General features: G+C 65.2%; 10 protein-coding genes and 2 tRNA genes. 5 read left to right on the plus strand and 7 right to left on the minus strand.

Translation table 11 applies throughout. From position 1 onward, the window contains the following. Positions 1-35 precede the first annotated feature (35 nt). Positions 36-1340 (plus strand): isocitrate lyase, encoded by a 1305-nt coding sequence (aceA, locus tag APM_RS05910; RefSeq protein WP_241763114.1) that lies wholly within the window; start codon positions 36-38, stop codon positions 1338-1340. Positions 1341-1425: 85 nt separating this feature from the next. On the opposite strand, the gene APM_RS05915 is transcribed toward aceA, so the two are convergent. After that, positions 1426-2502, minus strand: a complete 1077-nt coding sequence (locus tag APM_RS05915; protein ID WP_007422445.1) for an A/G-specific adenine glycosylase — start codon at positions 2500-2502, stop codon at positions 1426-1428. On the opposite strand from APM_RS05915, the gene APM_RS05920 reads away from it, so the two are divergent. Then, on the plus strand, positions 2493-2945 hold the full coding sequence (locus tag APM_RS05920; protein WP_007422446.1) for a DUF721 domain-containing protein: 453 nt from the start codon (positions 2493-2495) through the stop codon (positions 2943-2945). The genes APM_RS05915 and APM_RS05920 overlap by 10 nt on opposite strands. Positions 2946-2962: 17 nt before the next feature. Here APM_RS05920 and polA read toward each other — a convergent pair whose 3' ends face one another. Continuing rightward, positions 2963-5710, minus strand: coding sequence for a DNA polymerase I (gene polA, locus APM_RS05925; protein WP_007422447.1), 2748 nt, complete (start codon positions 5708-5710; stop codon positions 2963-2965). Beyond that, complete coding sequence (locus APM_RS20265; protein WP_011942295.1) at positions 5707-5934, minus strand: zinc-finger domain-containing protein; 228 nt, start codon at positions 5932-5934, stop codon at positions 5707-5709. Before APM_RS20265 ends, polA begins: the two co-directional genes overlap by 4 nt. A gap of 116 nt (positions 5935-6050) precedes the next feature. Between APM_RS20265 and APM_RS05930 the strand changes: the two genes are divergently transcribed. After that, positions 6051-6127 (plus strand) — tRNA-Arg (locus tag APM_RS05930). Positions 6128-6135: 8 nt separating this feature from the next. Here the strand turns inward: APM_RS05930 and APM_RS21400 are convergent. Both APM_RS21400 and APM_RS05935 read right to left on the minus strand, forming a co-directional pair. Further along, positions 6136-6315, minus strand: a complete 180-nt coding sequence (locus APM_RS21400; protein ID WP_138919170.1) for a hypothetical protein — start codon at positions 6313-6315, stop codon at positions 6136-6138. A gap of 92 nt (positions 6316-6407) precedes the next feature. After that, a tRNA-Thr gene (locus APM_RS05935) sits at positions 6408-6482 on the minus strand. 258 nt (positions 6483-6740) lie between these two features. Here APM_RS05935 and dcd point away from each other — a divergent pair. Both dcd and murA read left to right on the plus strand, forming a co-directional pair. Next, a complete protein-coding gene (gene dcd, locus APM_RS05940; protein ID WP_007422448.1) occupies positions 6741-7295 on the plus strand; it encodes a dCTP deaminase in 555 nt (184 codons plus the stop codon). 6 nt (positions 7296-7301) lie between these two features. Further along, positions 7302-8558: a UDP-N-acetylglucosamine 1-carboxyvinyltransferase gene (gene murA, locus APM_RS05945; RefSeq protein ID WP_007422449.1), complete on the plus strand. Its 1257-nt coding sequence runs from the start codon at positions 7302-7304 to the stop codon at positions 8556-8558. Here the strand turns inward: murA and APM_RS05950 are convergent. Both APM_RS05950 and rplI read right to left on the minus strand, forming a co-directional pair. Further along, positions 8495-9769 carry a cyclopropane-fatty-acyl-phospholipid synthase family protein gene (locus APM_RS05950; RefSeq protein WP_013640053.1) on the minus strand — a complete coding sequence of 425 codons (1275 nt, stop codon included), beginning with the start codon at positions 9767-9769 and terminating at the stop codon, positions 8495-8497. The genes murA and APM_RS05950 overlap by 64 nt on opposite strands. Before the next feature lie 163 nt (positions 9770-9932). Next, positions 9933-10493: a 50S ribosomal protein L9 gene (gene rplI, locus APM_RS05955; protein WP_007422451.1), complete on the minus strand. Its 561-nt coding sequence runs from the start codon at positions 10491-10493 to the stop codon at positions 9933-9935. Positions 10494-10556 lie beyond the last annotated feature (63 nt).

Consider the following 10556-nt stretch of genomic DNA (forward strand, 5'->3'; position numbering starts at 1 on the left):
GGGCTCTCCGTCCGCCCCCCGGCCGATTTGCCGGAATCAAGCGCGATTATACGCCGGCCGATGTCGAGAAGCTCGCGGGATCGTTCAGGGTACGCCACACGCTCGCCGAGATGGGCGCCAACCGCCTCTGGCATCTGCTGAAGACCGAACCCTATGTGAACACGCTCGGCGCGCTCACCGGCAATCAGGCCATGCAGCAGGTAAAGGCAGGGCTGAAGGCAATCTATCTCTCCGGCTGGCAGGTCGCCGCCGACGCGAACCTGTCGGGAGAAATGTATCCCGACCAGTCGCTCTATCCGGTGAACTCGGTGCCGATGGTGGTCCGCCGCATCAACAGCGCGCTACGTCGCGCCGACCAGATCGCCCGCATGGAAGGCGATTCGTCGCAATACTGGATGGCGCCGATCATTGCGGATGCAGAGGCCGGGTTCGGCGGTGCATTGAACGCCTATGAATTGATGAAGGCCATGATCGAGGCCGGGGCGGCTGGCGTTCACTTCGAGGACCAGCTCGCCTCCGAGAAGAAGTGCGGCCATCTGGGCGGCAAGGTGCTGGTGCCCATCGCCCAGCATATCCGCACCTTGAACGCGGCCCGTCTGGCCGCCGACGTCGAGGGCGTCCCCACCGTGCTGCTCTGCCGCACCGACAGCCACGCGGCCCAGCTTCTGACCGCTGACATCGACGAGCGCGACCGCCCGTTCCTGACCGGCGAACGCACGCCGGAGGGCTTCTACCGGATCAAGCCGGGAATCGGCGTGGAATACGCGATCGCCCGTTCACTCGCCTACGCGCCATATGCCGACCTGCTCTGGTGGGAAACCTCCGAACCCAATCTCGAGGAGGCCCGGCAGTTCGCCGAAGCCATCCATAAGCAGTTCCCCGGCAAGATGCTGGCCTACAACTGCTCGCCGAGCTTCAACTGGCGCAAGAAGCTTTCGCCGGAAAAGATCGAGAGCTTCCAGCGCGAGATCGGCGCCATGGGCTACAAGTTCCAGTTCGTCACCCTGGCCGGCTTCCATTCACTGAACTACTCGATGTTCCAGCTCGCCAAGGGCTACGCCGCCCGCGGCATGAGCGCCTATTCGGAGCTACAGCAGGCGGAGTTTGCCGCCGAGAAGGACGGCTACACGGCGACGCGCCATCAGCGGGAGGTCGGCACCTCCTACTTCGACGCCGTTGCCGTCGCGATCTCCGCAGGCCAGGCCTCGACCACGGCAATGGCCGGCAGCACCGAAACCGAACAGTTCCGTGACGAAACGCCGGCTATCGACCATGGCCACGATCACGACGACGGGCTGGTGCACCATCACAGCTGGGCCGTCAGTGCACCGGATCGCTGATCCCTTCGAGTTCCCCCGCGGTGCCGGCATCGGGCCGGCACCCGTCCTGTCAACTCGCCCCGGACTTCATGTCCGGGGCAGCTTTTTATTTCGGCGACCGCTCATCGAGAACAGCAAGCCCGGCCTCCAGCGCCTTGCGCATCACGGTCGGCAGAGGCGTATCGGGCGGCGCGGCGACGATCCCGCCGGGTAGCGCCGCGACGCGGCCCGCCTTCACGGTGAGGCGCAACTCGAAATGGGTGAAAACGTGAATGATCGTGCCGGCATCAAGCCAATGCGCGGCGCATGGCGGCACCGGGGGCGGAGCTGTCGCCTCCCAATCCGTGCCCGGCACCTCCAGCATCCCTCCGAGCAATCCGCGTGGTGGCCGCCGGCGCAGGCCAATCATGCCGGATCGATCCTGCATCACGAACACGGTGCCGCGCCGCACGGGCCGCGCCGCGCGCTTCGCCTTGCGCGGCAGGTCGGCGGACAGCCCCCGGGCATGTGCCGCGCATCCGTCGCGCCACGGGCAGACCATGCATGATGGACTGCGCGGCGTGCAGACGGTGGCTCCGAGATCGAACAATGCCTGCGCAAAGTCACCTGGGCTGGATTGCGCTGCCGCCTGCGCGCCAAGGCGGGCAGCGGCGACCGCAATCGCGTCCTTCGCCGCAGGCAACGCCTCCTCGATCGCGAACATCCTGGCGGTAACCCGCTCGACATTGCCGTCCACCGGAACCACCGGAATATCGAAGGCGATCGCGCCGATCGCCGCAGCCGTATAAGGGCCGATGCCGGGCAGCGCACGTAGCCCGTCGAGCGTGACGGGAAACCCACCCGCCTCGGCGACGGCCCTCGCGCAGCGGATCAGGTTGCGTGCCCGCGCGTAATAGCCAAGCCCCGCCCACAGGCCCAGAATCTCATCATCAGCTGCGACCGCGAGGTCGCTGATCGTGGGGAAACGCTCGATGAAGCGATGGAAATAAGGTATGACAGTCGCCACGACTGTCTGCTGCAGCATGATTTCGCTCAGCCAGACATGATAGGGATCGGGCAGGGAACCCGGGCCGGCGCGCCAAGGCAGGATGCGCCGGTGAACATGATACCAGCGGAGCAGATTTTCGGCGGATGGCAGGGACCGACTCACGAAAAACGCCGACGAGACCCAGGATGCCGGCACCGGAAGCGCCGCGGCACAACGCGCCGCGCGGCATCGCAGCCCTGCTTGCCCCCGTGCTGCGGCCGGCCCTTCGGCGGCGTGGCTCGGTGCTCGGCACGCTGATCGCCGACTGGGGCGATATCGCCGGACCGGAAATTTCGTCTTGCAGCCACCCCGTCAAATTCGCCGCAGGTACGCTGACGATCGGCTGCGCGGGGCCAGACGCGCTGGCGCTTCAGCATCTCGCCCCGACCCTGATCGGGAAGATCAATCTTGCCCTCGGCGGCGCGCCCGTCCAACGGCTGCGCTTCACCGACATGATCATCCCCGCGACAACTCGACCGCTTCGACCACGACACGAGGCCGGCGCGCCACCGGCCGGACTGCCCGATGGACCGCTGGGAGACGCCCTGGCGCGGCTGCATCAAGGCGTCACGAGGCAACGGTTCAACCGGCCGGAGTAAGGTCGCCTGCATCTTGCTCAGTGCGCGTCCGACCAGTTCGCGCCGATCCCGGTCTCCACCAGCAGCGGCACCGAAAGCGATGCCGCCCCCTGCATCACCGCGCATGCGAGCTTCGCCGTCGCCTCTGCCTGATCCTTTGGCGCCTCGAAGACCAGTTCGTCATGCACCTGCAACAGCATCACGGCATCCAGTCCCACATCTCGGATCGCCGCGGGAAGGCGCACCATCGCACGCTTGATGATGTCGGCCGCCCCTCCCTGCAACGGCGCATTGATCGCCTGGCGTTCCGCGTAACCTCGCCGCGCCGGATTTTTCTCTGTGATTCCAGGAACATAGCAGCGCCTACCGAAGGGCGTGAGAACATAGCCATGCGTGCGCGCGAATTCCGCCGTCTCGTTCATGTAGCGCCGGATTTCCGGATAGCGCGCGAAATAGGCATCAATGAAGCGCTTGGCCTCGCTATTCTCGATCCCGAGCTGGCGGGCTAGACCAAAGGCGGAAATGCCGTAGATGATGCCGAAATTGATGGCCTTCGCGCGGCGCCGGACCATCGGATCCATCCCCTCCATCGGCAGGCCGAACACCTCGGCGGCCGTGCGGGCATGGATGTCCTCGCCTTTGGCAAAACTCTCCTTCAGCGCCGGAATATCGGCAACATGCGCCAGCAGCCGCAGTTCGATCTGCGAATAGTCGGCGGAAATCAGCGCCTTGCCGGGCGCGGCGATGAAGGCTCGGCGTATCCGCGCGCCCTCGCTGGTCCGTATCGGGATGTTCTGCAGGTTCGGCTCGTTTGACGAAAGCCGTCCCGTCGTCGTGATCGCCTGGGAGAAACTGGTATGGACCCGCTGATCCGCGATATCGATCTCGCCGACCAGGGCGTCGGCGTATGTGGATTTCAGCTTCTGCAACTGCCGCCATTCCAGCACGCGGACCGGCAGATCATGACCGGATGCGGCCAGTTCCTCGAGGACGGTTGCGTCGGTTCCCCAGGCGCCCGTCTTGGTCCTTTTGCCGCCGGGCAGCCCCATCTCGTCGAACAGGATTTCCCCGAGCTGCTTCGGGCTGCCGGGATTGAAGGCGCGGCCGGCGAGTTTCTCGATCTCCCGCTGAATATCGTCCATCCGCCGGGCAAACTCGGCGGACATCGACTCGAGATCGGCGCGATCGACCATGATGCCGGCACGTTCCATGCCGAGCAGCACGGATAGCAAGCGGCGCTCCATCGTTTCATAGAGCGCGAGCGCCGCCTCCGTACGCAGCCGTGGCCGCAACAGCAGCCAGAGGCGCAGCGTGACATCGGCATCCTCAGCGGCATAGGCGGTAGCACGATCGATCGGCACGGCCGCGAAGGAAACCCGGCTACGGCCGGTTCCTGTCACCTCATCGTAGGAAATGGGCCGATGATCGAGATGCAACGCCGATAACTCGTCCATCCCATGCCCATGCCGGCCGGCGCCGAGCGTGTAGGACATCAGCATCGTGTCATCCACCGGCGTCGCATCCGCGAGGCCGGCACGCTCGAGAACGTGCAGATCGAATTTCGCGTTGTGGAAAATTTTCAGGATCGACGGATCGGCCAGAACCGGCGCTAGCCGCTCGAGCGCGAGCGGGCGTGGCAATTGCGGGCCAACCTCGTGCCCGAGTGGAATGTAGGCCGCCCGGCCGGGCGCGGTCGCGACCGAGATGCCGACCAGTTTCGCATGCCGAGGATTGAGGCCGGTCGTCTCGGTGTCGATCGCAAAACGGCCGGCATGCCTGATCTCGGCAATCCAGCGGTCGAGTTCAGCCTCACTGTCGATCGTGACATAGGGGCCGAACGGCGCATCAGCCGCCGGTGCGGCCGGCGCCGGCGCATCGGCCGCACCGGCGGCTTCGGCAAGACGCTCGCCGTTCCGCTTCGCCACGCCATCAAGCCCGAGTCGGGCCTTGATGCTTTTGAAGCCCTGAGCATCCAGGAAGTCGTTCAGCATACCGTCGTGCAGCGGTGCGATCGCCAGCTCGTCGATCGGAACCGGCAAGGGAACGTCCCGTCGCAATTCGACCAGCCGGCGGGAAATCCGCGCCTCTTCGGCATACGCCACCAGTGATTCGCGTCGTTTCGACGGCTTCATCGTTCCCGAAGCGGCTGCCGCGAGAATGGATTCGAGATCGCCGAACTCGGCGATCAACTGAGCCGCTCCCTTGGGGCCGATTCCCGGTACACCGGGAACGTTGTCAACCGAGTCCCCCATCAGCGCCTGGGCATCGACCATCTGCTCCGGGGTGACGCCATACTTCGCGACGACCTCGTCAGGCCCGATCGGCGTGGACTTGATCGGGTCCAGCATCGACACATGGGCATCAAGCAACTGCATCAGATCCTTGTCGGATGAGATGATCACGGCCTCGCCCCCGGCCTTCTTCATCTCCTCGGCGTAGCTGGCGATCAGGTCATCCGCCTCGACCCCGTCCAGCTCGATAGCCGGCACGGCAAAGGCGCGGGTCGCCTCGCGCACAAGGGCGAATTGCGGCACCAGTTCCTCGGGAGGTTCAGGGCGGTGCGCCTTGTACCGCGGATCGATCTCGTTCCGGAACGTCGTGCGTCCGGCATCGAAAATCACCGCGAGATGCGTGCCTGTATGCTCCTTGAGCAACCGGGCCAGCATGTTGCAGAACCCGAAGACCGCGTTGACGGGCGTGCCATCGTCCCGCGTCATCGGCGGCAAGGCATGGAAGGCCCGGAAAATGAACCCGGAGCCATCGACAAGAACCAGCCGCCTGGTCAATGCCCCTCGCCCGGCGTTGCATTTCCAGTCAGGACATAGTGGCGGGAGCAATAAGGACAGGTGACTTCGCGATCCTCAATCTTCAGATAGACGCGCGGATGCCCCAACGGGCCGCCTCCCCCGTCACAAGCGACGGTTCGCTCCCGAACCTGAATCATCTCGAAATCTATCGCGCCCGCTGAGTCGGACATGAACACCTCACGCGCTGTGTGAACGATCGCCACAATACCGCCAAAGACCCCCGATGCCTATCGCCAGCGAAGAGGACGGCCTCCACTTGCGCTGCCAACGGCCGAAGGGCATTGAGCCCAGATCCAATCCGCGCTATGCGGGCGTTGCCGGACCCGTAGCTCAGCTGGATAGAGCGTTGCCCTCCGAAGGCAAAGGTCGCGCGTTCGAATCGCGCCGGGTCCGCCATATATACCTCAGAAATCGAACCGCTTTTCGCAGAAGGGCATCGAAGATGCGCACGCTGTTGCAGAGGCGGCAGTCCGGCGCAGGCTGGCCAGAATAATCAAATAATCAATCGTGGTGAGCAATCTCGCCGCATGCGACAGCCGGCAGCGCACATGAAGGGCGCGGGCGATACGCAATGAGGCGTTCACGCTGCCGGAGATTTCTTCAGCACATGTGAAGCACAGTTATACCCGAGGTGACATTCGGAAACCGGAAATCACCACTTAAGTGCTTGATTTTATGGTGCTGTCAGAGGGAATTGAACCCTCGACCTCCTCATTACCAATGAGGTGCTCTACCCCTGAGCTATGACAGCGCCGCGTTGCCGGGCGGTATATCCAAAGGAGCCGCCCGGCGCAAGCGCGGCACTTGACGGCATCCCTGCAATTCCGCTTTGTCCTGCCATGACCGGCAGCACAAAAGATACTCGCAGCGACGCCGAGGCGGCCGCGGCAGCTCGAAGGCAGCGCGAGGCTGAAGCTCTGCGCGCCAATCTCTGGCGCCGCAAGCAGCAACTTCGTGAACGCGCCGCTCAGCCCGCAGTCAGGCCCGAAGCCGCTGACGGAGACAGCCCATGCCGGTAATGCCGGACCACTGGATTCGCGAGCAGGCTGTCTCGAACGGGATGATCGATCCCTTCGTCGAAACCCAGAAGCGCGACGGGGTGATCTCCTACGGATTGTCGTCCTATGGCTATGACGCCCGGGTTGCCGACGACTTCAAGATCTTCACCAATGTCGATTCCGCTGTTGTCGATCCGAAAAATTTTTCATCCGACAGCTTTGTCGACCGCAAGGGGCCCGTCTGCATCATCCCCCCCAACTCCTTCGCGCTCGCGCACACGGTCGAATATTTCCGCATCCCGCGCGATGTGCTCGTCATCTGTCTCGGGAAATCGACCTATGCGCGCTGCGGCATCATCGTGAACGTCACCCCGCTCGAACCCGAATGGGAGGGACAGGTGACCATCGAGATCTCGAACACCACCCCCCTGCCCGCCAAGATCTATGCCAACGAGGGGATCTGCCAGTTCCTCTTCCTGCAGGGCTCTGCGCCGCCCGAAACCAGCTATGCCGACAAGGCCGGCAAATACATGCGCCAGCGCGGCGTTTCGCTTCCCAGACTGTGAGGCTTCATGGATAGAATCCGCATCCGCGGCGGTCGGCCGCTGGAAGGCGTCATCGACATTTCGGGCGCCAAGAATTCGGCGCTCAAGGTGATGGTCGCCGGCCTGCTCACCGACGAGCGGCTGGAACTCGAGAACGTTCCGGCCCTCGCCGACGTCGCGACCATGGCGCAACTGCTCGCGCAACATGGCATCGCCGTCGAGGAAACCGGAGCAAAGCAGCTATCGGTCGGCGGCGCCATCACGAATACCGAGGCGCCCTACGACATCGTGCGCAAGATGCGCGCCTCGATCCTGGTTCTCGGCCCGCTGCTGGCGCGCACCGGCGAGGCCCGCGTGTCGCTGCCCGGCGGCTGCGCGATCGGCACCCGCCCGGTCGACCTGCACCTCAAGGGGCTGGAGGCGATGGGTGCCGAGATCGCCCTCGATGGCGGCTACATCAACGCCCGCGCGCCCAAAGGGCTGCATGGCGCGACCATCACCTTTCCCTTCGTGTCGGTCGGCGCCACCGAGCAGCTGCTGCTCACCGCCACCCTCGCCGAGGGCGAGACCGTGCTGGTCAACGCCGCCCGCGAGCCGGAGATCGGCGATCTCGCCGACTGCCTGAACAAGATGGGCGCGGATATCAGCGGAATCGGCTCGGACCGGCTCACCATTCGCGGGGTGAAGGCTCTGCACGGCGCGCGGCACACCATCCTGCCGGACCGGATCGAGGCGGGCACCTATGCCTGTGCCGCGGCCATCACCGGCGGCGGCGTTCTGCTCCGCGGCGCACGGATGTTCGACCTCGGCGCGCTGGCCTCCACGCTCGGCGAGGCGGGCGTGGATGTGACGGAAGTGGCCGAGGGCGTCACCGTCAGCCGGCGCAACGGGCTGCATGGCACAGATGCGATGACCGAGCCCTTCCCCGGCTTCGTGACCGACATGCAGGCGCAGTTCATGACGCTGATGGCCGTGGCCGAGGGCGCCTCGATGATCACCGAGACGATCTTCGAGAACCGCTTCATGCATGTGCCCGAGCTCAACCGCATGGGCGCGCGCATCAACGTCCACGGTTCATCGGCGATCGTGCGCGGCGTGCCGGGGCTGTCCGGCGCGCCGGTGATGGCGACCGACCTGCGCGCCTCGTTCTCGCTGGTGCTCGCCGGTCTCGCCGCGAAGGGCGAGACGATCGTCAACCGCGTCTATCACCTCGACCGGGGTTACGAGGCCGTCGAGCGCAAGCTCGCCGCGTGCGGCGCCGATATCGAGCGGCTCAGGGACTGAGCCGCCCGCTCGGCGTCGATCATGTAGTCGCGCGTGAGCGGAGCTGCGTCCTGCCGGCGGGCCAGCTGGATCTGGAAGACCATGTGGTCCTGCACCTCGAAGGCAAGCTGCGAACCTGCAAGGTAGAACTCGAACATCCGGCAGAACCGCTCGTCGTACAGCGAGGCGATGGCATCGCGGTTGGCGGCGAAGCGCTTGCGCCAGTGGGCGAGCGTCTTCGCATAATGCAGCCGCAGGATCTCAATGTCGGTGCTGCGCAGGCCGGACCGTTCGAGCGGCGCGAACACCTCGGACAGCGAGGGCGAATACCCGCCGGGGAAAATGTATTTCGCCAGCCACGGGCTGGTGACGTCAGGACCATCGAAGCGGCCGATCGCGTGCAGCAGGGCAACCCCGTCCGGCTTCAGGCACCGCTGCACCGTGGCAAAGAAACTCGGATAATTCGGCACGCCGACATGCTCGAACATGCCGACCGACACGATGCGGTCGAATTCGCGGGTCATCGCCCGGTAGTCCATCAGTTCGAAACTGACGCGATCGGCGAGCCCCTCCGCCTCGGCGCGGCGGCGTGCCTCCGCGAGTTGTTCCTCGGAAAGGGTGATCCCGGTCACCCGCGCGCCATAGTCGCGCGCCAGGGTCAGCGCCATGCCGCCCCAGCCGCAGCCGATGTCGAGAACTTCCAGGTCCGGCCGGTCGAGCAGCAGCTTGGAGGCGATATGCCGCTTCTTCGCCGCCTGTGCCTCGTCGATCGTCTCGTCGCCGCGCGGAAAATAGCCGCAGGAATATTGCCGGTCACGATCGAGGAACAGCGCGTAGAGCCGGCCGTTCAAATCATAGTGATGCGCGACGTTGCGCTTCGAGCGGCGGGCATTGTTGAGCTGCGCCAGCGGGCGGAACACCCGCCCGAACGCGTTGCGCAGCCGTAGCGCCGGAATGCGTCCCTCGCTTTCCTGCACGCTCGAGAGCAGGACATGCAGAACGTCATAGATAGAGCCGTCGACGGGATCGAGCGCGCCCTCCATGTAGCCTTCGCCGAGCGCCATGGCCGGATCGGTGACGAGCCGGCGGATGATGGCGGGATCGCGGATCGCGAGGGTTGCCGCCCGCCCCGGGCGGCCCGCGTAATGGGAGATCGCGCCATCCGGCCAGATCACGCTCAGATCGCCGTGGGCGACCAGGCGTTTCAACAGGTTGTCCAGTAATATCCGCATGACCAATCTCCGCCGGCTGAAGAACCCGGCAAGGATTTGGTAACTGACGCCCCGTCGGAAAAGAGGGAAACGACAGAATGGCTACCAGAGCTGCATAAACGGAAAAACGGCGCCGGTCCGCGGACCGACGCCGTTCATCAGCACTGGAAGCCCGGGATGCCGGTCAGGCGGTCTGTTCCGGCCCCTCGGCGACTTCCTCGCCGGTCTCCAGTTCGTACTCGCTTTCCTCGCGCATGATGGCCTCGCCACGCGCCTGCTTCTCGGCCTCTTCCGGCGAGCGGGCGACGTTGACGACGACATCGATCAGCACTTCGGGATGCAGCGCCACGCGAACCGTCGCAAGGCCCAGCGTCTTGATCGGGTGGACCAGCAGGACCTGGCTGCGCGTGATGCCGAGGCTCGCTTCGCCACAGGCATCGGCGATGTCGCGCGACGTCACCGAGCCGTAGAGCGAGCCGGCGTCGCTGGCCTGGCGGATCAGCGTCACGGTCAGGCCGGCGACGCGCTCGGCGACGCGCTCGGCCTCCTCGCGGCGCTTGAGGTTCTGCGCCTCGAGATGGGCACGCTCACGCTCGAAGCGCTCGCGGTTCTGCTTGGTGGCGCGCACGGCCTTGGCCTGGGGCAGCAGGAAGTTGCGGGCATAGCCCGGCTTCACCTTCACCACTTCGCCCATCTGCCCGAGATGCTCGACGCGCTGGAGCAGGATCAGTTCGACTTGTGCCATGATGCTAGCTCCTCAATCGACCACGTAGGGGAGCAGGGCGAGGAAGCGGGCGCGCTTGATGGC

The sequence above is a fragment of the Acidiphilium sp. PM genome, assembly GCF_000219295.1.
Lineage (GTDB): Bacteria > Pseudomonadota > Alphaproteobacteria > Acetobacterales > Acetobacteraceae > Acidiphilium > Acidiphilium multivorum.